This is a genomic window from Paenibacillus oryziterrae (assembly GCF_042610485.1).
GTDB lineage: Bacteria > Bacillota > Bacilli > Paenibacillales > Paenibacillaceae > Paenibacillus_AQ.
The window spans coordinates 132,490-155,032 of sequence record NZ_JBGJZO010000002.1; the positions used below are offsets into that span (position 1 = coordinate 132,490).

The 22,543-nt window shown below is 48.9% G+C and carries 20 protein-coding genes; 9 read left to right on the forward strand and 11 right to left on the reverse strand.

Annotation, left to right across the window (positions count from 1 at the left end):
* Positions 1-70: 70 nt before the first annotated feature.
* The 4 genes from ACAN55_RS03000 to ACAN55_RS03015 are packed head-to-tail and all read right to left on the reverse strand — an operon-like array spanning position 71 to position 2,722.
* Positions 71-664 carry a xanthine phosphoribosyltransferase gene (locus ACAN55_RS03000; RefSeq protein WP_379127904.1) on the reverse strand — a complete coding sequence of 198 codons (594 nt, stop codon included), beginning with the start codon at positions 662-664 and terminating at the stop codon, positions 71-73.
* A gap of 39 nt (positions 665-703) precedes the next feature.
* Positions 704-1,012, reverse strand: a complete 309-nt coding sequence (locus tag ACAN55_RS03005) for a hypothetical protein (protein ID WP_379127907.1) — start codon at positions 1,010-1,012, stop codon at positions 704-706.
* Between the two features lie 42 nt (positions 1,013-1,054).
* Positions 1,055-1,873: a TrmB family transcriptional regulator gene (locus tag ACAN55_RS03010; RefSeq protein ID WP_379127909.1), complete on the reverse strand. Its 819-nt coding sequence runs from the start codon at positions 1,871-1,873 to the stop codon at positions 1,055-1,057.
* Between the two features lie 33 nt (positions 1,874-1,906).
* Positions 1,907-2,722, reverse strand: coding sequence for a zinc ribbon domain-containing protein (locus ACAN55_RS03015; protein ID WP_379127912.1), 816 nt, complete (start codon positions 2,720-2,722; stop codon positions 1,907-1,909).
* A gap of 142 nt (positions 2,723-2,864) precedes the next feature.
* Between ACAN55_RS03015 and ACAN55_RS03020 the strand changes: the two genes are divergently transcribed.
* The 3 genes from ACAN55_RS03020 to ACAN55_RS03030 all read left to right on the forward strand — a co-directional run bounded on the left by ACAN55_RS03020 (position 2,865) and on the right by ACAN55_RS03030 (position 4,480).
* Positions 2,865-3,242, forward strand: a complete 378-nt coding sequence (locus tag ACAN55_RS03020) for a hypothetical protein (RefSeq protein WP_379127915.1) — start codon at positions 2,865-2,867, stop codon at positions 3,240-3,242.
* Positions 3,243-3,531: 289 nt separating this feature from the next.
* Positions 3,532-4,146 carry a GTP pyrophosphokinase gene (locus ACAN55_RS03025; protein WP_379128692.1) on the forward strand — a complete coding sequence of 205 codons (615 nt, stop codon included), beginning with the start codon at positions 3,532-3,534 and terminating at the stop codon, positions 4,144-4,146.
* 109 nt (positions 4,147-4,255) lie between these two features.
* Positions 4,256-4,480: a DUF6199 family natural product biosynthesis protein gene (locus tag ACAN55_RS03030; RefSeq protein ID WP_379127918.1), complete on the forward strand. Its 225-nt coding sequence runs from the start codon at positions 4,256-4,258 to the stop codon at positions 4,478-4,480.
* Between the two features lie 18 nt (positions 4,481-4,498).
* Here ACAN55_RS03030 and ACAN55_RS03035 read toward each other — a convergent pair whose 3' ends face one another.
* Together ACAN55_RS03035 and ACAN55_RS03040 are read right to left on the reverse strand one after the other, a co-directional pair.
* Positions 4,499-5,275, reverse strand: coding sequence for a hypothetical protein (locus tag ACAN55_RS03035; protein WP_379127920.1), 777 nt, complete (start codon positions 5,273-5,275; stop codon positions 4,499-4,501).
* Complete coding sequence (locus tag ACAN55_RS03040; RefSeq protein WP_379127923.1) at positions 5,266-8,352, reverse strand: DEAD/DEAH box helicase; 3,087 nt, start codon at positions 8,350-8,352, stop codon at positions 5,266-5,268. The genes ACAN55_RS03035 and ACAN55_RS03040 overlap by 10 nt, the downstream gene beginning before the upstream one ends.
* Positions 8,353-8,649: 297 nt before the next feature.
* Between ACAN55_RS03040 and ACAN55_RS03045 the strand changes: the two genes are divergently transcribed.
* Positions 8,650-9,324 carry a hypothetical protein gene (locus ACAN55_RS03045; RefSeq protein ID WP_379127926.1) on the forward strand — a complete coding sequence of 225 codons (675 nt, stop codon included), beginning with the start codon at positions 8,650-8,652 and terminating at the stop codon, positions 9,322-9,324.
* A gap of 20 nt (positions 9,325-9,344) precedes the next feature.
* On the opposite strand, the gene ACAN55_RS03050 is transcribed toward ACAN55_RS03045, so the two are convergent.
* On the reverse strand, positions 9,345-11,804 hold the full coding sequence (locus tag ACAN55_RS03050) for a glycoside hydrolase family 31 protein (protein WP_379127929.1): 2,460 nt from the start codon (positions 11,802-11,804) through the stop codon (positions 9,345-9,347).
* A 182-nt stretch (positions 11,805-11,986) separates the two neighbouring features.
* Between ACAN55_RS03050 and ACAN55_RS03055 the strand changes: the two genes are divergently transcribed.
* Positions 11,987-12,742: a tryptophan-rich sensory protein gene (locus ACAN55_RS03055; RefSeq protein ID WP_379127932.1), complete on the forward strand. Its 756-nt coding sequence runs from the start codon at positions 11,987-11,989 to the stop codon at positions 12,740-12,742.
* 152 nt (positions 12,743-12,894) lie between these two features.
* Here ACAN55_RS03055 and ACAN55_RS03060 read toward each other — a convergent pair whose 3' ends face one another.
* From ACAN55_RS03060 to ACAN55_RS03075, 4 genes are all read right to left on the reverse strand, one after another.
* Positions 12,895-13,275, reverse strand: coding sequence for a RidA family protein (locus ACAN55_RS03060; protein ID WP_379127934.1), 381 nt, complete (start codon positions 13,273-13,275; stop codon positions 12,895-12,897).
* A gap of 83 nt (positions 13,276-13,358) precedes the next feature.
* Positions 13,359-14,033 carry an oxidoreductase gene (locus ACAN55_RS03065; protein WP_379127937.1) on the reverse strand — a complete coding sequence of 225 codons (675 nt, stop codon included), beginning with the start codon at positions 14,031-14,033 and terminating at the stop codon, positions 13,359-13,361.
* Between the two features lie 17 nt (positions 14,034-14,050).
* On the reverse strand, positions 14,051-15,316 hold the full coding sequence (locus ACAN55_RS03070; RefSeq protein ID WP_379128694.1) for an MFS transporter: 1,266 nt from the start codon (positions 15,314-15,316) through the stop codon (positions 14,051-14,053).
* 112 nt (positions 15,317-15,428) lie between these two features.
* Positions 15,429-16,829 carry a sensor histidine kinase gene (locus ACAN55_RS03075; protein WP_379127940.1) on the reverse strand — a complete coding sequence of 467 codons (1,401 nt, stop codon included), beginning with the start codon at positions 16,827-16,829 and terminating at the stop codon, positions 15,429-15,431.
* A 1,013-nt stretch (positions 16,830-17,842) separates the two neighbouring features.
* Between ACAN55_RS03075 and ACAN55_RS03080 the strand changes: the two genes are divergently transcribed.
* The 4 genes from ACAN55_RS03080 (at position 17,843) to ACAN55_RS03095 (ending at position 22,328) form a co-directional block, all read left to right on the forward strand.
* The gene (locus ACAN55_RS03080) at positions 17,843-18,745 is read left to right on the forward strand and encodes an FMN-binding protein (RefSeq protein WP_379127942.1); all 903 of its coding nucleotides are present in this window, start codon (positions 17,843-17,845) and stop codon (positions 18,743-18,745) included.
* Between the two features lie 47 nt (positions 18,746-18,792).
* Positions 18,793-20,679 carry an FAD-dependent oxidoreductase gene (locus ACAN55_RS03085; protein ID WP_379127944.1) on the forward strand — a complete coding sequence of 629 codons (1,887 nt, stop codon included), beginning with the start codon at positions 18,793-18,795 and terminating at the stop codon, positions 20,677-20,679.
* A 201-nt stretch (positions 20,680-20,880) separates the two neighbouring features.
* A complete protein-coding gene (locus ACAN55_RS03090; protein WP_379127947.1) occupies positions 20,881-21,330 on the forward strand; it encodes a hypothetical protein in 450 nt (149 codons plus the stop codon).
* A 17-nt stretch (positions 21,331-21,347) separates the two neighbouring features.
* A complete protein-coding gene (locus tag ACAN55_RS03095) occupies positions 21,348-22,328 on the forward strand; it encodes a polyprenyl synthetase family protein (protein WP_379127949.1) in 981 nt (326 codons plus the stop codon).
* Positions 22,329-22,543 lie beyond the last annotated feature (215 nt).

Below are 22,543 nucleotides of genomic sequence, written 5' to 3' on the forward strand. Positions count from 1 at the left end.
AAACCGGGCCCTGGCCCTAAGTTTCCGGCTTGTTTATTCAGCTGAGAACAGTTGTTAAAGACCAGTCTTATCAGCCCGCAAATCCTTCATTATCCTCTACGAAAGTGACTACTCCGTCCTCCAAAGAGGCAATCCGCACGAGAGACTCTACACGGTAACCCGCCTCTTGCAGCAGCTTGTTTCCAGGCTGGAAAGATTTCTCAATCACAATTCCGATACCAGCCACGCTGGCACCCGCCTGTTCGACGATACGGGCGAGTCCAAAGGCTGCTTCCCCGTTGGCGAGGAAATCATCAACAATCAGAACCCGTTCTCCCGGCGCAATAAATTTCTTAGAGACCGTAATTTCATTGCTCTCTTTCTTAGTGAAGGAGTATACCTTCTCTACAAAGATATCTTCGGTAAGGGTCAATGACTTCTGCTTGCGGGCAAAAATCAGAGGAACTCCAAGCTCCAGGGCAGTCATGATTCCCGGCGCAATACCGGAAGATTCAATCGTCAGCACCTTCGTAATTCCTTCCTCCGCGAACCGCTGTGAGAATTCTCTTCCCACTTCACGCATTAAAACCGGGTCCATTTGATGGTTCAAGAAAGAATCCACCTTGAGTACTCCCTGACCGAGCACAATACCTTCATCCATAACCTTTTGTCTCAGCAACAGCATATGTACTCCTCCTCTCCATGCATGGACTCTAGCTTCCCGTTACAGGCCAAGCGGCTTCTGCGGCAATAAATTGCCTACAATGGATTTCAGCTCGCCTTCCTGTGACCCATTTTTTTCTTTCCCCGTATCAAAGCTGGTGATTCTGATTTCCGAATAATTGTCGGCCGGATTAACGGGCTTAAAGATCATTTTCTCGCGGTCCACCAGGGTAACGTTAAACTTCATGTCCTTAAACATTTCAACAAGCTGGTTTTCCCCGGGGCCAGAATCCTTATCGATAAATATCAGGCCGCGCAGGTCCTTGGACCCTTCCTTATGAAGCACTTCAAAATGAACAATACATTCCATGCTGTGCTCACCTCCCCATCATAATCTACAAGATCTATCCTGTTATTCTTCTTTGTCTTCAACCTTATCATTCTGTTCATGCACTACATACTTGCGGTAAATACTGGCGTAACGCTCACCGTACTTCCGTTCCAGCTCCGGCCCCATATCCTGCTCCAGTTCAAAAAGCACCATTTCCTGAGTAAAGTGGTTCAGCAGTAACTCAACGAGTACTGGATGCTCTGTAACAACCGCCTGTGCCGTCCCGTCCTCATAGCGCATGCCCAGCATGCACCAGCTCCGATCGATCACAAATGAGAATTTACGGCCATCCTTACGGGCAACTCCTCCATTCAGGGGCGCCCACGCCGGATAGGGCAGAGGTCCGGAATTACCGCCGGAGAATGCCCACAGGAGTTTCACCCCGCGCAGTTCAGCCTGCTCCAGCTCATTTCGGAGGAGAGAGGCCTCTTCCCTCCACATGTCGACCACAATCTCTTTACTGGCTGAATTCAACTGGCGTATCAAGGTCCCCAGTACGTTACGGTCGCCTTCCACATTGTAAAAGGACGGACTGACCGGGCCACCCCGGGGCATTTCGTTCTCCACGAACAATAAAGAGGTTTGAACTCGGCCGGAGATCATTACGGTTAGCTCCTCCGGCTCCAGTGCACTGTAACGGGCCGGTTCCCCTTCCCCACATCGGATATAACCTTGTTGGGTCAACCGCTGAAGAGCTGCATACACATTAGATCTGGATATGCCAAGCTGCTTGGCAACCTCATAACCCGAAGCTTGACCTTTAGCTGCCAGCTCCACCATAATTTTGGACTCCAATTCTGTGAAGCCCAGATTGCGCAGATGCTGCAGCAATTGTTCCATTTCGTTTGTCCCCCTAAGCTGACTTGCTGTTCACTATATTTGCTCTGATCCGCAGCGCGGACACCACATGGAACCTTTAGGGAGGTCTACACGGCAAATCTGGCATTTCACCGTATTCTCCGTCCCCGCTTCCTCAGATTCCGTCTCTATCATCTCACTAGCTTTCCAATCACGGATCCGGCGGTCCAGTTCAAGCTGTCTTTCCCGCTCCCTCTCCAGTTCATCATAGGCATATGGGATGTCTTTCACGGCTTGCAGATCTTCATCATACGACTTAAGCGGAAGCGGCATCTCCTCTTCTTCATCCTCAATTTCCTGGATATTGAATGGGAGCTCCTGCTCAGACTCTTTTCTAAGATTCAGCTCAGAGTGTAGCGGATGCCCCTCTTCCATTTCATCTTTCCGAAGGGCACCAGCGCTGGCTGTGGATGCTGGTGCCGTCTTAGCACTAACTTCCTCGAGCTTGCGGCCGCAGCTTGGACAGAAATTAGCTTCCAGCGTGGCAATGTTTCCGCATGCGCACAGCCGCTCATTTTTCAGTTCAGCAATGCGGCGGCGCACACCGTCGATCTCCTCTTGAAGTTTGGAGCACGTGCGTGAAATTTCAATCATTTTACTTTCGGCGAGAGACATGTCCCGCAACCGGTATCCTTCATAAAAAAACTTTCCCATTTTCATAAACTCATTTTCCATCTCATGCTCAATATCGGAAATCCGGCTGTTCAGCTTACTGATTTCCACCGAGCCTTGTGCTTTTTCGGTGACCCTGCTGGCACCGTCTTTAATACGCTGCAAAAAATTCATCGACAGTTCCTCCTTCTCCACAGTGAGAACAGGCAAATCGGCCATGTAACAGACCCTTCGCTCCAGACAATGCTGTAAACGTGACTCTATCATACCAAATGTGCCGGATAGATTCATTATTTGTCGATCGGTGTATAATACTAAAAATGATTATGGCCATTCTATCCAAAAGATGGAGGGATTCAGCTTGCCTTCAAATGATCAGAAGAAACGTTATTTCGTTTCAGTAAAGAGCGGACTCATCCAGGATGTGCGTAATGAGACAGGCGAGTTTGAAGTATGGCTTGCGGACGAAGAATTATCGGGTCTGCGCGATTCCCTGGATCAACTCGGACAAGATGAGGAATACAGCTTCCGGCGTGCTTTGGTTCCTTACAAATCCGCCGATCACGATGATGCCATCGACCAATACGACGAGAAGATCATCAGGTTATATCAATATATACGAACCTATGGAACAGATGAGACCCGGCAGGCCATTGATCAGATGGGCGTGATTTCTAAGCTGGAGAATTCAGGCTATGAGGACAAAGGCTACGGAGACGGGTCACCTACCAATAAATAAATTCATTATTATAGATTGAACTAGTCCCTGTACCTAATACAGCCCCGCTTCGGAACCTATTCCGGAATGGGGCTGTCCGTGCGCTGTAAAAAAGCTTATTGATTTTTGCTTCAACAGGGGTCTATCGGTTAAAATAGAGTAGGCAACAAATACGTACACCGGGAGAGTAATCGTGAAAGAAGAAGAAAGTACACAGCTTACACTGGGTCAGTTACAGGTACATGTTCAGGACCTCCGCAACTGGGAGAAACACGGTGAATTCACCAAGCAGCTTGATGAGCTTAAGCAATTGCCGGCCCTTTACCGCCTGGCCTTGAATGAACTGCAGAATAAAATTGACGTCATCAAGACCGAATGGCAAATCCGCGACGGTTTTAGTCCGATCGAGCATATCAAGTCCCGCATTAAGGAACCCAAAAGCATCCTGAAGAAAATGGAACGCAAGGGATACGAACTCAACCTTGATAATATGGAAGAATACATTCACGATATTGCCGGCATGCGCATTGTCTGCGCTTTTGTTAAAGATATTTACCGGCTCGTAGATCACCTGTGCGTTCGCGAGGACATCCGCGTGCTTGAGATTAAGGACTATATTGCCCACCCTAAGCCGAACGGATACCAGAGCCTGCATATTATTGTCGCCGTTCCGCTGATTCTTCTGGATGGAACACGCTGGGTCAAAGCAGAAATTCAGCTGCGTACCCTGGCCATGGATTTCTGGGCAAGTATGGAGCATATTCTCTACTATAAATTCGATAAACAGCTCCCGCCGCATGTGGCGGAAGAACTAAAGGAAGCCGCACGTGCTGCCGATGAGCTGGATCAGAAGATGCTTCGCCTGCGATCTGAAATCCTGGAACTGACTGAAGGCAACGGCAAAGAGAACAGCAAATCTGAATAATTTGAAACAACCTTTTTATTAGAACGTATTAAGGGCAATCCCGTTAACAGAATCCTCTGTGGCGGAATTGCCCTTTTTGTTATAAATCTCTGATGTGGAGGAGTCGCCTATGGGCATGCCAGAATTCGTTATGATTGTTCCGGCCATTTTCCTGGGGATTTGGGTTTTGATGTGCGTCGCAACTATTATTAATCCCCGTTTGGTATGGAAGGTAACCCAGAGCTGGAAAGCAATCAGGGAGCCGCACCCTGCGTATTTTTGGTTCGCGCGGATCATGGCTATCATCTTTCTACTGGTTGCCTCAGCCTTGTTCTTCCCTGTCTTCTATCATTGATATGAATCCCGCGGATCGCTATGGATGATTACGGAGCTGTGCCCGACGCGCGGCCGCCTCAGCTACACGGTGAGTAATATGCGCCAATCCTTCTTGAACCTTTGGCGTCTGCGGCAATAGCGGGCGCCAATCTTCGGTAGCCTCGGCTATAACCGGTTTGGAGGGGAAGGGGCGGTCCGCAACCTCATGGAACAAGGAGCCCGGCTGATGAAGGGAACCTTCTGCCGCAGCCTCAGCCAGCCACTCTCCCGATGCAACCGCAGGACCTTTCCGCTCCAGCCTGGTCAACTCGGCAGCAAGTTTTTCAGCCGGATTGCCCGTTCCGCTCCCGGCCTGAGTATCAGTCACTACCCTAGACCAATGGGTCAGGACGGTATCGATAAGTTCCTCTTTGGGCAGCCCTTTTAGCTTCAGCACAAGCAGCGGCTGCTCCATAAGAGCTTCCTTTACCTGATCCAGCAGTTCTTGGGCCGCCATTTCACCGTTAGTGTCCGACGGACTCAAGGTTTCTCCTGCAAATATTTCAAGGCTAGTGAACCACTCAGGAGCCTTGCCTCTCAGCAGCGAATACACCTCGGCGGGACTTTCTCCGAAACGGTGTATGATTTCTTGCTGCGTGGAAGGCGTCCATAATGAGACCTCCAGCGACAACCCAGGCGGTCTCCCTGCATCCCGTACCCAGCTGGCCTTCAGTACTCCAGGAGCCACCTCCAGCGAGATTTCTTTTTTCTCGTTCATTTCATCCCTCCCGCCCTCTTCGATCTCAATATCGATATCGATATTTATTACATCCAATCTTGTCCCTGCAGTTCAATAAGCTCTTTCAGCTCATGATTGGACATCTCCGTAAGCCACGTTTCACCCGATCCTACAACCTGCTCGGAGAGACTCTTCTTCCGTTCGATCAATTCATCTATCCGTTCTTCCAGTGTTCCCTGGCAGATCAGCTTGTGCACCTGAACATTCTTATGCTGACCGATCCGGAAGGCCCGGTCTGTCGCTTGATTCTCTACGGCAGGATTCCACCAGCGGTCATAATGCAGGACATGGTTCGCACGAGTTAGATTAAGACCAACGCCTCCCGCCTTGAGCGAGAGCACGAAGAACGCCGTTCCCTCTCCCTCCTGAAAAGAACGCACCATTTCGTCACGTTCCTTCTTAGGAACTCCCCCGTGCAGGAATAAAGGCGTCTGCCCGTAGCGCCGGGCCAGCCGGTTCACCAGCATTTCTCCCATCGCCACATACTGGGTAAATATAAGCGCCGATTCACCGAGCTCGGCAATGCTGTCCAGCAACTCAAACATGACCTCCATTTTACCTGAATGCTCCTGCTTATGAGCACGGCCCTCCTCTTTACGAAAGAGTCCGGGATGATTGCAAATCTGTTTCAGCTTGGTCAGTGACGAGAGCACAAGTCCTCTCCGGGCCATGCCGGAATGTTCGCCGATCACTCCCAGCATTTCATCCACAACCCCCTGATACAAGGCAGCCTGTGTTTCGGAAAGCGGACAATAGGATTTCAGCTCCAGCTTCTCCGGGAGATCCTTGGAGATATCCGGATCACTTTTGAGACGGCGCAGCAAGAATGGAGAAACCAAACGGTGCAGCTCCCGCAGCCGCTCCCCGCCTTCACCCGAACCATAACGCTGACGGAAGGAATGATAAGTACCTAAATATCCTGGATTCAGGAAGTGAAAAATAGACCAAAGCTCGCCGAGCCGGTTCTCAACAGGAGTACCAGTCATGGCAATGCGTTGAGGCGCTGACAGCTTCATTACACTTTGTGCCTGCTTTGTCCGGTGATTCTTGATATATTGCGCTTCATCCAGCACTACCGTCGACCATTTCACCCCGGCCAAATCCTCACTGTCCCTGCCCGCCAGATGATAGGTGGTCAGCACAATATCATGACTCTCCACCAAGGACACGAAGCTCTCACCACGAACCCTGCGCCCGCCGTGATGAATATGCACCGTAAGCGAAGGGGCGAACCGTTGGAGTTCCCTCTGCCAGTTGCCAAGCAGCGATGTCGGGCATAGAATCAGGATCGGCCCGAATCTCTCACCTGCTGGCGTGGTCAGTGCACGGTCAAGAAGGCATGTTATGACCTGCACTGTTTTACCAAGGCCCATGTCATCCGCCAGGCATACACCAAACCCCATACCGCTTAAAGATGCCAGCCACTGGAACCCCCGCTCCTGATAAGGACGCAGGGTTCCATGCAATCTCGGCGGAACCGGGCGTTGTGGAAGAGTACGAAGCATATCGCCATGCATCAAGGAAGCCAGCAGACCTGAGGTCTCCATCCCTGTAACAGACATGCCTTTCCACTGCCTGTCTTCTTCATCCTCTGCCTGTAGCCGCATCCATTCGGCTGCCGACATTTCTCCACTTTCATGCCGTTTCATATACCTTAGAACCTGGCGTATCTCCTTGGGGTCTACTTCAATCCATTCCCCGCGGAAGCGGACAAAGGGTACCCCCGCCTCCATAATCTCGGTTAATTCCTCCGCGGTGATCGACTCCTCGCCAAGGGATGCCTCGATCCGGAAAGAGATTAATTCCTCCATGCCCAGAGCAACCGGAGCAGGTCCATCCGCTTCAGCGTAAAGCTGCTGCATTCTCATCTTCATCCCTGTCCGGCGACGCCCTTCGCGGCTCCACCTGGAAGGCATTTGAATTGTTATACCCCGGGCCGTCAGTTGAGGAACCGTATCTTTCAGAAAGTAGTACAGCCGCTCGGGTTCCAGCTCCACGCCTACCGGCGCAGGATAATCTAAACTGCGTGCAATATCAGGAGATATCCGGGCTGCCCGGCCCAGCAGACTCAGAAGCTGTTCCTGGATGTTCCGGTAATGCTTACCCCATAGTGTGAATTCCCGTTCCCGGCTGCTCCAGATATGCTCAGCAGGCAACCAGAATTCGTTCTCCTCGCGCCCTTCCGCCCAAAAAGACAACCGCCAGGTTCCTTCATCATCAGCAGGAGGCTCAAGCCGCAGACCAAGTCCCAGCTGTCCACTCTGCGCCTCTTCCGTCTCTGAACGCGGCACATCACTTCCACCTGTTTCCGCTACAACGGCCAGCAGCTCCGCGACTTCCGCAGGCGTTCCCTGCACGGGAATATCTCGGCTGCCGGTAAGGAGGCTATTCCACCACAACTCCGTTAACGGTGAATAACCCCGGCGATAGTTGGCCTTATATGGTGACAGCTCACTCTCTATCCGGGAGATAACTCCCTTCACTTCAGCGCTAATAACCCCCTGTAAAAAGGAATAGAGCACATAGGCTCCCGCCTCCTCACGGGTTATTAAATCGGTGGCTTCCGCAGGCGGGCTGCCCAGTGCAAGCACCGGCATAGCGGCGGATAACTGAATAAATATCTTGTGGTGTTCCTCATTCCGGAAGGCGGGAACCCAACTGGACACCGCCGCTTGCTCTCCCCCCCGGCGGCGTGAGCCAACCGGGTTCAGTTGCGTGGCACCGGGTACAAATCCGCCCGTACCGAGCAGTTCAAGGGCAAACCGGGCCGCAGCGGCCCAATATCTCATTTCCCCACCCGGCTCAATGCCCTGTTTCAGGCACAGAGACTCATCCCAGGCGAGCAGAAGCTCCAAAGCCTCTTTAGGCGTAAGAGCCAGCCCTTCCAGCGTACGTCCGGGCATCTGCCGCCGTGCACTTTTCCCTTCAACTGAGGCTACGGGATATTTCACTTCAGCCAAACGCAGCGCAGCACCCGCAAAAGGACGCAGACCGCCCTGCAGTTCCAGCCGCTTGACCACTCGGGTCCAGGCATCTACCTTCGGTTCCGAAGTTTCGCCGGAGAAGCAGAACAATACATCTCCTAACCATATTGCATACAGATGCTTAGTCATCGTGATCTCCTGTCTTTTAAGCAAGCAGAAACGGTGCCTCCGTCCGAATTCGTGGCAGCACCGGTTCAGCGAGAAATATTAAGAAGCTACGCCAAAATGGAACAAACCTCCGCGCAGCTTATGAGTGCTTAAATAATACAAAAAAAGGTTTTACCTTCATCTTATACGAAAAGTCTCTGATTTAAAAACGTTTCTGTATATTTTCCTCCGGATTTCATGAGCTCCTATGAATTTTCTTATTTCAGGAGACTTTAATCATGGTATAATTGAGAAAATTTTACATAGGTGGTGAATACAATGGGATCTGATCATCCGCTAGTTCTACACAAACGTTCGTTTATACTAGCACTTAGTCTGCTGGCAATGTTAATCATACTCACCACCCAGTATCCCGGTCCTTATAATACAGCAGATACTTTATTCCATTGGCTTGGAATTCGGGCATATTCTCATGAAGCGACACGCACAGGAGTGAATTATTCAGGCATTTTCACGCTGATCCTATTTACAGGGTGCATCACACTTTTTAACCGCGCACTATCCCGGCACCGTATAATAATGTTCATCGCAGTCATGTTTCTGCTCTCCACAACACCCGGCTGGCTCGTCCATAGTTATCAGCGTTTGGCCGCCTCTGGTGTCTATGCCCTGGAGCTTGATCCGAAAAAGATTGATTGTAACTACGCATGGGACAACAATCGTTTTACCGTCACCTGTCAGATTCCCATCACGAACTATAGCGACAAAGCTATCAGCGTCCGGCCGGTACTCGATATTCCCCAGATTTACGGAGATCCCATGGCAAGAGGCCCTGTCTCTTTGACAGAGCTTACTCTTACGCCGCAGGCCAGCGGTGCGTATAACACAACGTTTGAACTTCTAACGGAACCGAACGGGGTAACCAGCGGAAGAAGAACAGGCGGCTTCTCCCTCACTCTTGATGATGGATCACACACACGTAACTGGGAGTAGAATGGCCGGCCGGGAGCTCGTCACTCTATATCCTTTCGGATAATGCTCAGGCTCCCGCCTTCAGAAGGATCAGCAACTTGGATGGTAATACCTTTTGCCCCTTCGTTCCGCACCCATCCTTCTGCCCCTCCTGCGAATTGCCGTGATGTAAGCTCCGGAAGACCTTCAACTGAAGTGATGGCAAAAAAGGGCCACATCAAAGAGAAACACAGACTAGCCCTGTCCGGCTTAAACTCCTCATGCCGATGAGGATAGGACCAGGAGATGACCAAGCTCCCTTCTCTCCCTGCCGCTTGTACAGCCAGTTCAGAATACCGCCCGTCCCTGTATGCAAAACTCACCCCGTCATCCTCATATAAACAATACTCCGCATGAAATCCTTCTCGGGCTTCCGCACCATAAAGGTGGAATGTCAACGCGGCCTCTCCCTCTTCCTCTGCATACTGCCGTAACGGCCCTTCCGCGAGAATCGCACCCGCCTTCACATACATCGGCATAATATGCAGCGGTGCAGCGGCCAGAATATGGCGCCCCCCACCCTGAACCTCCCCGTCCCAATAATCAATCCAGCACCCTTCCGGCAGGTACACCGAGCGGTGATCGGTATCCGGACGGTACACAGGGGCAATCAGTATATTGCTTCCCAGTAAAAATTGATCACAAAGATTGGTAACGCGGGCATCCCGAGGGTATTCCAGAATTAATGGACGGATGACCGGCATACCACTAACCTCAGCTTCCCGGAACAGATTGTACAGATGCGGCAGCCAGCGATAGCGCAGACCGATATACTCCCGCAGAATCCCTTCCACTTCTTCACCGAACGACCACGGCTCCTGGCGAAGTGTACCGATAGAGGAATGATTACGGCAATACGGGAAAAAGACTCCCATCTGCGTCCACCGCACCAGTAACTGCGCAGAGGTATGGTGAGCGAACCCACCAATGTCCGGTCCGGCGAAGGCCAGCCCAGACAGTCCCATATTCAGAACCATCGGCATAGCCATTGCCATATGCTCCCAGAAGCTGCGGTTATCTCCGGTCCACACGGCAGCATACCGCTGAATCCCGGCATAACCGGCCCTCGTCAACACAAAGGGACGTTCTCCCTGAAGATGCCGCACCATACCCTCGTAGGTCGCCTTGGACATCATCATCCCGTACAGGTTATGGTATTCCTCATGGGTCACAGGGCGGCCATTGTTAAAATGCATAACATCCAGATCCATGGTTTTGCTGTCATTAAATACAGCAGGCTCATTCATATCATTCCAAATCCCTTGAATACCAAGATCCGTATAATATTGATGCAGATTTCCCCACCAGAATGCGGTTCGTCCATCACTAAAGTCAGGGAAAGCGCTGATACCCGGCCACACCTCACCTAAAAAGATATCCCCCTCCAGACGGCGGCAAAAATGCTTATCCAGCACGCCTTCCTTATACACCTCATAATTGGGGTCTTTTTTCACACCGGGGTCTACAATGGGCACGATGCGCACGCCTAGTTTCTTCAGCTCCAATATCATGGCTTCCGGCTCCGGAAAGTTAACGGGATCGAACGTAAATACCTTGTATTCGTCCATATAATGAATATCCAGATAAATCACATCACAAGGAATCTTCTTCTCGCGGAAAGTACGGGCAAGTTGAAGCACTTCCTGCTGATTCATATAGCTGTAGCGGGACTGGTGGTAACCTATAGCCCATTTCGGAGGCAGGGCGATCCGTCCCGTCAGAGCGGTGTATCGTCTTACGACATCCTTCATCTCCGGCCCATGAATGAAATAGATATCATAGGCTCCCGTCACGCAACCGATCGTAAACGCCACACCGTGGGAACGCATATCGAAATTGCTGCGTCCAGGATTATCGAGGAACAACCCGTAAGAAAGCTCCCCATGCATATGAATCAGCAAAGGAATGGATTCGTACAGCGCTTCGATCTCCGGAAGATGCGGAGCGAACACATCCGTATTCCAGTTCGTATAGTGCTCCCCGCGCTTATCCAGAAAGCTGGATTTCTCTCCTAACCCGTAGAAGTGAGAATCCGGCTGCATGTCGTATTCAGCATGAATAGCCCCCCGCGGGTTCCCGCTCACCAGATTCTGCTGCATAATCACACGCCCTTGCAGGTCTTCTACGGCAATTAAGAATGACTCTTTCTCCAGACGTACCCGGATGGAACTGGTCGTGAAGATCAAACGTTCACCCGTCTCCTCGACCGGGAACAAATGCGAAATGAAGCTTTCCGGAAGAACAGCGGCTGTAGTTGTCAGATCCGGCACCAGGCCCTTGAATACCTTCATACGGAATACATTGTCGTTCAAAAAAATAAACACAATGCCCCCGCGCTCACCACGGCATATATACACATTCTCCGAAAGCTCCCAAGAGAGAATCCTGCCTAATGTATTCCACGTTTCCGTCATTGCAATCGGCCCCATTTTCTCTGGCCGTATCGCTTCGCTACTCTCCATATCCTGATCCTCCCTGGTTACCGACCGTTATTAATACATATTACCCAGTGCGGTAATATCACTATCCACAAAATTTTCATGACTCATTATTCATTTTCAAGCCACAAACAGGTCTGAACCAGCAGATATGCGGGTATATTCTATGTATACTTGTCAACGCACTCATCTCTGGGAGGTTATTCATGAACCGAAATCCTTACAAGTGGTGGAACCTTTTGCTCTATCTCGGGGTTATCATCGTCAATGCACTTTCGGTAACGCTGCCTTTGGGAGGCAGAAGCACGGGTGAAATTTCAGACATGTACTACACCTATCTCACCCCTGCGGGATACGCCTTTGCGATCTGGTCACTGATTTATCTTTTGCTGGGCGGATTCGTCATTTATCAGCTTCGTTCTTCACCCGGGGGCATAGCTGCAGGGAAATCCGCCGGGATATGGTTCATTTTAAGCTGTGTGTTCAATATGAGCTGGCTTATCCTGTGGCATTATCTGCACATTGAGCTCTCGCTTGCTGCAATGCTCCTACTACTTTTTTCTCTAATCGTAATCTACCGGAATACTCGAATTGCAGATATTCATACAGTCGGTTACACCTGGCTGGTCAAACTGCCCTTCAGCTTGTACCTTGGCTGGATATCCGTAGCCACTATCGTTAACGTGAGTATTGTGCTGCAGAAAAATAAATGGGATGGCTTCGGTCTCGGTGATTCAACCTGGGCCGTTATCATGCTCTGCGTCGGTCTGCTGCTGGCTATTCTTGTCAGCTACCCGCACCGTGACAGTATCTATCCTTTGGTATTTGTCTGGGCGTATGTCGCTATTGCCCTGGAGCATAAGGAAGCTGCCAATGTCTTTGGCACTGCATTGACGGCCGCCGGCCTTCTCCTGCTGTATAGCTTGTGGCTTCTTCTCACTCCTCGGCGCAAGATTTCTTAAGCCTCTGATGAATCACCCGCTTATCCACAGCACAACAAAGAGGCCGCCCCACTCGCATCATTATGCGGCGTAGGGCGGCCTCTTTGATTAGCCAAGCCTTTTGTACATTACTCAGGATTGGGTATAGAAATCCTTACTCTGCCTGAGGCAGATTATTTTTTTCGGGCAACCGCTTCGATCTCAACCAGACCGTCTTTCGGCAGACGTGCTACCTCAATTGCACTACGGGCAGGATAGGGCTCGGTAAAGAAAGAACTGTATACTTCATTAACCGCAGCAAAATCATTCATGTCCTTCAGGAACACCGTAGTCTTCACTACATGATCAAGCGATGCACCAGCTTCCTCAAGGATAGCCTTCACATTGGTAAGCGCCTGACGGGCCTGCTCCTGAACACCCTCCGCCAAATTCCCAGTTTCCGGGTCCAAACCCAGCTGTCCGGATGTATACACCCAATTCCCTGCCGCAATGGCCTGACTGTATGGGCCAATCGCGCCCGGCGCCTTACTTGTAGCTATCTGTTTCTTGCTCATAATCCTGCTCCTCCCACAATCTCTTTATTTTTCTCATTGTAAATCTGCTCTTCACTCATTGCAACACGCGGTAGTTTCTCCGATTAGGAATTCTGTTCTTTCCCCAGAACGTGAATCACTTCATTACTATAGACATGCACACCACGTGTACCAGCTAAAGCAATGTTAATCATCGCCCTTGCAACCGTCTTCCCCTGTATTGCCCGATACTTAGCTCCCTTGCCGGTTAGCATGAAATCCAGGCCCTTCATAAGCCCCGCTGCCACCCGCTCGCCTATTCTGAACTCCTGACGCTCGCCAAGGAGCAGCGAAGGACGGAAGATATGTACTCCCTGAAAATCCGCAGCAATCAGCCCTTCCTCCATAAGTCCTTTAGTACGGGTATAAAATGTACGTGATTTCGAATTCGCTCCCACCGAGGATACTACAAGGAACTGTTTAACCCCTTGCTTCTTGGCAAGAGCCGCAGCCTGCAGCGGATAATCAAGATCGACCACTTCGAAAGCACGTTGTGATCCAGCTTTCTTAATTGTAGTGCCGAGCGCACAGAATACTGCCGCTACCCCGCTGAAGACATCCTCGTAGCGCCCCAGCTCTCCCCAGTCGATGATCGTCTGTTTCAGCTTAGGATGCTCGAAGCCAAGCGGACGCCGCACCAGCACTCTGATCTCATCCCATTCGTTCCTTCCCAACAGATCCCGGGTAATTTCATTCCCTACAAGTCCGGTAGCACCAAGGACCAATGCAACTCTTGCCATGAACATACTCCCCTTTGTTATTCATCCTTCAGAATGCGTCTTCCCAGAAAGAAAGCTAGCAGAATCATCATGACCCCTACAAACAGTTGCATGCCATAAACCTGCGTCCACTTCGGCCAATCCTCTATCCATTCATAAATCTGCCCGCCGATCAAAGGACCGAAGAAGGAGGACAGGCCCGTAAGTGCTGCGAATAAAGCCATATACATGGGTCTTTCTTTCTTGGGAGTATCTCCAATGATGAAGTTGAAAGCCAGCTGGTTAAATCCCCCAACCCCTACACCGAATACAATATGGGCGGTAAACAGAACCAATAGCATTGGCAGAACCGAGAGCAGCCCCCATACCAACGATGAGGTTGCTATAATAGGCAATGTCCAAAGTAACAGCCGTTTATTGCTATACTTTGCATTCAGATTACCCCAGACATAGAAGCTGCCCATCATAAACAAAGTCTGCGCCACATTCAGTAGAGACAACGTTTCATAATTAATATGAAGCAGCTTCAGCATCACATATGAATAAAGTGGTACCGTTAAATTCTGCAGCAGCAGCCAGGCGGCAAGAAACAGTGTAGATTTCATAAAGAGTTTGTCACCGAGCGGTTTTTTAAACATCGGCAAAAACTTATTCTCTTCCGATTTCTCAAAATGTACATCCGGATAAAAGAACAACACGACAATATTGGCAGCCGCGAAAATCCATATGATCACAAACAAAATGAAAAAACCGTCTCCACCTGGATAACGGTCGAGCGCAATTCCCCCGCCGTACATGACAATACTACCCAAAGCATTCAGAACCGTATTGCGGATCCCGAAGTAACGCCCCCTTACACGAGAAGGCACAAGGTCACTGATAACAGAACTCCAGAGTACCGCCCCGCCTGTATTGGCGATGAAAGCGGTTGTATATAACGCAATAAATGCCATAACCCAATACTCTTTAGGGAACACAAAGGGGATCAGCCCTGTTGATGTCCATAAAATCCGATGCATGGTTACAAATGCGACCATCGTCCATTTACGGCTCGGTAATTTCTGTATGAGAAAGGCGATGCCGATTTGTGCGATATTCACTAGCGTAGTTAGTGCAAGCACGAAGCCGATTTCACTTGACGATGCGCCCAGATATAGCAGAAATCCCGTCAGAAACTGCCCCTGCAGCAGCACCTGGAAAATTGTCGCAGGGACACCTTCCCATGTGGCAATATACAGATTTCTACGCTGTTTAGAAATATGGCGTTTCCCTTTCGGGCGAATGAATGACCGCCTGCTCTTCATGATGTTCACTTAGGAATTACACTCCTTTGATGCGGCTTTGGCTTCATTCTACTCTCCATCGTAGTTCTGTCAATACGACAGAATTACAAATAACCTTGGAGCTCCTGCCGGATCACGGGATTGGCAGATAGAAGGAGAACGTACTCCCTTTACCCTCGTCACTCTTCAGTATGATGAAACCTCCCAGGAGTCTGGCCAGATCCCGGCTTATCGATAAGCCCAGACCTGTCCCGCCATATTGGCGGCTGATGGTTCCGTCCGCCTGCTGGAACGCTTCGAAGATTGAAATATGTTTATCCTTGGCAATTCCAATGCCACTGTCCTGAACCTCGAAGACAAGCCATTGCCGAAGCTCAGGGCCTTCATATCGGGTTTCTCCCCTTAAGTTCAGCGATACTGAACCTTGATCTGTAAACTTAAACGCGTTGGACAGCAGATTACGCAGAACCTGCTGCACCCTCTGTGGATCTGAATGTATGGTTTGAGGCAGATCCTCACTCACAGTAATCTTAAACTCGAGGTTCTTCTGACGGGCAATTACACCGAACTGCATAGCAAGCAGCTCCGGAATTTCACTGACATTCACTTCTTCGCTGGTTATCTCCAGACGACCGGCTTCCACCTTGGATAAGTCCAAAATATCATTTATAAGCAAAAGCAAATCTTCCCCTGAACGGTGAATGATACTTCCGTATAACATCATTTCATCCATGCTGAGAAACTCATCATTCTCCTCCATTAATTGAGACAAATTGATGATGCTATTCAGCGGCGTACGAAGCTCATGCGACATATTAGCCAAGAACTCAGATTTATACCGGGAAGCCAGCATCAACTGCTTTGCCCTTTCCTCCAGCACAACTTTATTCTTATGCAATTCTTCTGTCTGGGTGTAGAGCAGCTGGTTAGCCCGCTGAATTTGCAGATTCCTCTCCTGCTCCAGATGAAAATCTCGTACGATAAGTGCAAAGAGCATGCTTAGCGCCATCCCTGCAGGAAAAGTCACAGGCATAATTTCATTGATATATGTATGGACAGGAATGACACCAAAAATAGTAATATTAACGGCATTCATCAAATTCACTGTAAGAATTACAATCAGACCCTTACTAACCATCGAAGAAAAGGAACTCCGTACCCAATAGCTAAGAGCAGCACAGACTAACCCCAGGATACTCAGATTAATGACCCCGGCCGCAGCTGCCGCAGAAACCCCAAAAGTCAGACGCATCAATCCTGTGCCAACCCCAACCATCACAAGCATAAGGGGCTGCGGATATGCCAGCGTTGAAATAATCAGCGGAACAAACCTCAAGTCAAAAATAACATTGTCATCCAGCCTATATCCAAAGAAAGAGCTGATCCATCCGGCAAATATGGCCAGAATGACCCAGCTTACTTTTTTCACCTTAATAGAAGCGTAGGTAATCGTGTGTTTATATAGTAAGTTGGACAAATAAGACAACGTAATAAGCAGGGCGGTATTCACAAAAAATATTTTCAGATATTCCATAGACTCACTCCTGCTATAGTCACTATAATCTAGATTATCTTCATTCTATATCTTACCATTATTTTTAGCATTGCTATATAAAAGAAGAGTGCAAATCATATACGATTTGCACTCTTTTTTTGTGAAGTAAGCCACAACTTTGATGGACTCCATTTTGTTTCCTTAATCCCCTCTATTACTGGTTCCGTATACAAAGGGTCAATGGTGTCTTTCGTTAAGTTGTCCTCTTCTACTTCACCAGATGGAGGGAGGAAATAGTACCGGGAATGATAGGAGCACATAACGTCCCCCTGCTGGGTAAGGACCCTGTTTCCCTGGATCTCAACAATCCTGCCGGTTACCACATAGGACTTGTACATAAACATCGCCTCCCCTTACAATGTGATACCTGCTCCGGAACCTGTACCTTTGTACCTTTATCGAGGGATGAATCTTTCATTTGCTTGTATATTTGTCTATCAGCTTATCTTTCACATCGTCAAAGACGTCTAAAACATCATCTGTACGCTCGCTTCTCTGCTTTTTGGCTTCGCCCTGTCCATTGCATGATTATCTCCTTAGTTACCGGCCAATTTGGCGTGTGCTGATCTCAAAGGACTTGTCTTTATATTACCCTCAGCCCGTAACAGTGAATCGATATACACCCACAGGTAGACCTCGTCAGAAATAACGTCGGTTTTTGTCACATAATAGTCTTTAATAATCTATATCTATGCATTTTCAAATTTGATATAATCCATCTGTAAATAAATTTGTTTATGAACAAGTGATAGTTTTCACATAAGTTTGCCTGTTAATATGCTAGAATGCCATGTGATCTGAAAGGGAACATTTAAAATTTTTTATAATGCATGTCCCAAAATGTCATATTGCTGCTACAATGAGGTAGAATGTCATGCGTCGAAAGTGACAAATGTCATTTATAAAGTGATTTTTATCACTTCCATTTGCTATTAAAATGTTTTACATTTTAATATATATATTTTAAACTACTTTTTTGGAGGTCATATTTAATGAAAAAAGCTTCTCTTATTTTGTCGAGCGCATTGGTTCTCGGTCTGCTCGCTGGCTGCGGCAACAACAATAACAATGCTCCTGCTGCTACCAACGCCCCTGCTGAAACTGCTGCCCCTGCTGCAAACGCTGGTAACTCCGCGAATGCTGGTACTGAGGCTGGTAAATACCAAGATGGAACATACTATGGTACAGCAGAAGCTGACGCTAAAACTGGCTGGCAAACTTATGTACTGCTTACTGTAGAAGGCGGCAAAATCACCAAGGCTGACTGGAATGCATTCAACGTTAACAACGCTGGCGACCTGAAGAAAAAAGTTTCCGAAGACGGTAAATATGGCATGAAAGATAAAGGCGGCGCTCAAGGCGACTGGCATGAAGAAGCAGCCAAAGCTGAGGCTTTCCTGATCGAGAAACAAGATCCGGCTGCAATTACAGTTAATGCAGAAGGTAAAACCGATGCGATCTCCGGCGTAACTATGGGAGTTAGCGACTTCGTTGCTGCTGCACAAGCTGCTCTGGCTGCTGGCCCTGCACAAGCTGGCGCTTTGAAAGACGGCGGTTACCATGCTGAAGGCGAAATGGATGCTGAATCCGGCTGGAAATCCACTGTTGACCTGACTGTTGCTAACGGTAAAGTTGTTGCTGCTAAATTTAGCGGTGTAAATGCTGCCGGCGAAGATAAAATCCAAAACTCCATTGATGGCAAATACGGCATGAAAGCCGGCGGTGCTCAAGCTGAATGGCACGAAGAAATTGCTAAAGCTGTAGCTTACTACCTTGAAAACGGTGCTGCTCCTGCGCTTGATGCTGAGGGCAAAACTGATGCAATTTCTGGCGTATCCATCCATGTAGGCGAATATTTCACACTTGCAGAAAAAGCACTCGAAGGCGCGAAGTAATATCGCGACCCTCTTGCAGCTAATCAGATGAATGAGGTGAGTTTCTTTTGAAAAAAATAGTCATTTTGGGCGGCGGCTACGGCGGCGTACTCACGGCCAAAAAACTAGCAAAGAAATTTAAGAACAACAACGACATTGAAATTAAACTGATCGACCGGAATCCCTACCACACTTTACTGACTGAGCTGCATGAGGTTGCCGCAAACCGCGCTCCGGAGGATTCAATCAAGATCGATCTGAAGAAAATTTTTGCCGGCCTCAAAGTGGACGTTGTCCTCGATGAGATCAGCAACATTGATTTCAAAGGCAAGAAACTTCAATCCGAAAAAGCTACTTATGCTTACGATTACCTCGTAATCGGCACAGGAAGCAAACCAACCTTCTTTGGTATCCCGGGAGCAGAAGAGAATACCTTCCCATTCTGGTCTTATGATGATGCCGTTGTTCTGAAACGCCAAATTCGTGATATGTACACGAAGGCAGCGAAGGAGAAAAATGCAGCGGTTCGTCGCTCCATGCTAACCTTTGTTGTTGTTGGCGCCGGATTTACAGGTGTCGAGCTGATCGGCGAAATGGCTGAACAGCGCGAAGAGCTGTGCAAAGAGTTCTTCATCGATCCTTCTGAGGTTCGCCTGATCGTTGCTGATATGGCACCTAAGGTTCTGCCAATCCTTCCGGATAAACTGATTCAAAAAGCTGAGAAACACCTTCGCAAGCTGAACGTGGAAATCGTGACAAGCGCGAAAATCACTGAAGTTGGCAAAGGCAGTGTTGCTCTCGGCGAGAAAAACGTTGTGGATGCAAATACTGTAGTATGGACAGCCGGTGTCGAAGGATCCGAGCTTGTAAGTACTCTAGGTGATAACGTTCAACAACAAGGCCGCAAACGGATCGTTACAGATGAACACCTCGAAAGCGTAGACCACAAAAACGTATACGTTGTCGGAGATAACATCTTCTTCATCCCTGAAGGCGAAACCCGTCCTGTTCCGCAAATGGTTGAGAATGCTGAGCAAGCAGCCCCAGTCATTGCCGCTAACATTGTTGCAGATATTAACGGTACGGCTAAGAAAGCTTACAAACCGGCTTTCCACGGTACGATGGTTTCCATCGGCAGCCGTTACGGTGTAGCGAACGTTGGTCTTCCAGGCAAACTGTTCATGCTGACCGGATTCATGGCTATGCTGTCCAAACACTTTATCAATATGTTCTATCTGTCCCAGGTTGTTGGTTTCAACAAAGTATGGACTTACATGATGCACGAGTTCTTCCACGTTGAGAATCGTAAGAGCTTTGTTGGAGGATACTTCTCTAAACGTTCGCCTAACTTCTGGCTCGTACCTCTCCGCATGCTGCTCGGCGGCATGTGGGTATATGAAGGTATCGATAAGCTGAAGAAGATCTGGGAAGATCCGGATAAGATATTCCTGATTCCTGCTGCTCCTTACGCAACGGATGCTGCATCTGCAGCAAGTCAAGCGGTTGATGCCGTTAAAGATACGGTAGATGCTCAATCAGCAGCTTCGGCAGTTACAACTGCCAAAGAAGCAGTTCAAGCTCTTCCAGTTCCAGGTTTTATCTACGACACGACCAACTGGTTCATGGATCTGATGTTCTACAACACAGACGGAAGTTACACATTCCTGGCTAAATGGTTCCAAATCGGCATGGTATGTGCCGAAATCGTCTTCGGTGTTATGCTTATCGTCGGCCTGTTCTCCGCCATCGCATCCATTGCCACTATTGGTATGGCTGTCATGATCTGGTCAACAAAAATGGCTTCAACGGAAATGCTCTGGTACACAGCTGCTGCAATTGCTTGCATCGGCGGATCCGGAAGCGTGTTTGGTCTAGATTACTACGTTCTGCCTTGGCTCAAGAAACAGTGGAAGAAAATTCCTCTGGTAAGGCGCTGGTACCTCTTTACTGACTGATGTTAGTAAAGACCAGCGGGCTATAAGTTAATTATACTAACTGTCTATGTAGAAATTATGTGGACTCGATCTAAAATTAATATACTTTTTCTGGAGTAATGTGTCCCTTTGGGCACATTACTCTCCTTATTTAACAGTGGTTTTGTGGGGATGATCAAGGGATGGTCGCTTCGGCAAAACCGACAAGAAGGAGAGAATCTTGTGAACAGACAACTCATTGAAGATAGCTTCCGGTTGCTTCAGGCGGATATGTCACCGATCGCCGGAATTCAGCTTCAGCTCTCTCCGGCGGAATGTGAGCGTCTGCTACCTATACTTGAACGTCTTAATGTGGATAATAGCCGCAAAGCTCCTTTACTCGGCATTTACATCATTCTGACTTCGGCTGCACAGCGACACATCGAATGTACTCCGCATCATCCCAACCTGACCCGAAATATATTGGATGGAGATTATCTATATAGCTTTTACCTACAGTTTGCCGTGAAATACCGCGAACTGGATCTGGTTGCTTATTTAGCTCCTTCTATTAAAAAAATGCAAATTAGACGGTCAAATGGTGACTTGGCGGATTTCAATTTGGCAGCTGGAATGGAACAATTCCTGATGCAAGAGAGCCGACAAGAAGATCGAACAAGCAAAGCCATTTGACGGGTGGGATAGCATAGATGAAATTGCATGAAGCACTTAAGATTAACCTTGGAGAAATCGATCGTGAAATTGAACGTCTGGTAACCCGTGATAAAGACGTACCGAAGCAATCTCCGCTGTCCACAGGCATCCTGGAGCTAGTCGGTTCTGGGGGGAAACGTCTCCGTCCGTTAATGGTGATTGTCGGCAGCCGTTTTGGCACAAAGGCTCCCAATCGCCGGACCATGCAGCTGGCAGCTGCTTCCGAATTCATTCATGTTGCCTCGCTAATTCATGACGACATCATAGATTCCGCAGAGCTGCGGCGCGGTCAACCCGCACTGCATACCAAGACTGGGATTACCTCTGCCGTCCATATCGGCAACTATATGTCCGCCCGGGTGATTGAACTACTAAGTAAATATTCCGGCGACAAAAACCGCTATGTGCATGATCTATCCTCCGTGGCTACCGCCCAGCTATGTTTGGGTGAATACCAGCAGATGGAACATGCATATGACTACAACCTGACGATGGAGCAATATCTGGAGAAATCACGCAATAAAACAGCACTGCTTATGGCCACATGCCTCCGGGTAGGCGCGTTATCCACCGGAACTCCTGTGGAGGTTGCTGACCTCCTATACACCTTTGGGGAAGCACTGGGTATGTCATTTCAAATTCAGGATGATCTGCTCGACTTCACACAATCAGCGGATGTCCTCGGCAAACCGGCAGGCAGCGACCTTCGGCATGGTCAGGTTACATTACCTGTACTCATTGCCCTTGAGAACCCTCAGCTTGCCCCTCAGATCCGTACCATCGGCCCTGCATCAACTGATGCCGAGGTTACAGCTGTACTTGAACTCATTACCCGCGGCGACACCCTCTCCCGTGCAGAGGCAGTCAGTCAGGAATACCTTAACCGTGCTGCAGACATCGTCCGCCAGCTCACCTCATACCCGGCGCATGTTGATCTGGACACACTGCTGCAATACTTCGCATCTCGTGACCGTTAAGCTTCCTGAACCGCTAAAACTCTTCATTCCAAAAAGGTCCCCTTATGGGGACCTTTTTGCATTCCCTCAGCCCAATCCCCCATTCCTCTACTCAAGTTCTTATCCTCACAAAGACTTGTCTTTACCCGCTAAACAGCGAACGCAGCAAAGCGCCCGTGAGCGTATTTAGCATTCGTGTTTATGGTTTATGGTTTAGGTTTAGGTTTAGGTTTAGG

Excerpts from the sequence above, each read along its gene's own strand:
- ACAN55_RS03000 (WP_379127904.1), bottom strand. The coding sequence starts at position 664 with ATGCTGTTGCTGAGACAAAAGGTTATGGATGAAGGTATTGTGCTCGGT.
- ACAN55_RS03005 (WP_379127907.1), bottom strand. The coding sequence starts at position 1,012 with ATGGAATGTATTGTTCATTTTGAAGTGCTTCATAAGGAAGGGTCCAAG.
- ACAN55_RS03010 (WP_379127909.1), bottom strand. The coding sequence starts at position 1,873 with ATGGAACAATTGCTGCAGCATCTGCGCAATCTGGGCTTCACAGAATTG.
- ACAN55_RS03015 (WP_379127912.1), bottom strand. The coding sequence starts at position 2,722 with ATGGCCGATTTGCCTGTTCTCACTGTGGAGAAGGAGGAACTGTCGATG.
- ACAN55_RS03030 (WP_379127918.1), top strand. The coding sequence starts at position 4,256 with ATGGGCATGCCAGAATTCGTTATGATTGTTCCGGCCATTTTCCTGGGG.
- ACAN55_RS03040 (WP_379127923.1), bottom strand. The coding sequence starts at position 8,352 with ATGACTAAGCATCTGTATGCAATATGGTTAGGAGATGTATTGTTCTGC.
- ACAN55_RS03045 (WP_379127926.1), top strand. The coding sequence starts at position 8,650 with ATGGGATCTGATCATCCGCTAGTTCTACACAAACGTTCGTTTATACTA.
- ACAN55_RS03050 (WP_379127929.1), bottom strand. The coding sequence starts at position 11,804 with ATGGAGAGTAGCGAAGCGATACGGCCAGAGAAAATGGGGCCGATTGCA.
- ACAN55_RS03055 (WP_379127932.1), top strand. The coding sequence starts at position 11,987 with ATGAACCGAAATCCTTACAAGTGGTGGAACCTTTTGCTCTATCTCGGG.
- ACAN55_RS03060 (WP_379127934.1), bottom strand. The coding sequence starts at position 13,275 with ATGAGCAAGAAACAGATAGCTACAAGTAAGGCGCCGGGCGCGATTGGC.
- ACAN55_RS03065 (WP_379127937.1), bottom strand. The coding sequence starts at position 14,033 with ATGGCAAGAGTTGCATTGGTCCTTGGTGCTACCGGACTTGTAGGGAAT.
- ACAN55_RS03070 (WP_379128694.1), bottom strand. The coding sequence starts at position 15,316 with ATGAAGAGCAGGCGGTCATTCATTCGCCCGAAAGGGAAACGCCATATT.
- ACAN55_RS03075 (WP_379127940.1), bottom strand. The coding sequence starts at position 16,829 with ATGGAATATCTGAAAATATTTTTTGTGAATACCGCCCTGCTTATTACG.
- ACAN55_RS03080 (WP_379127942.1), top strand. The coding sequence starts at position 17,843 with ATGAAAAAAGCTTCTCTTATTTTGTCGAGCGCATTGGTTCTCGGTCTG.
- ACAN55_RS03095 (WP_379127949.1), top strand. The coding sequence starts at position 21,348 with ATGAAATTGCATGAAGCACTTAAGATTAACCTTGGAGAAATCGATCGT.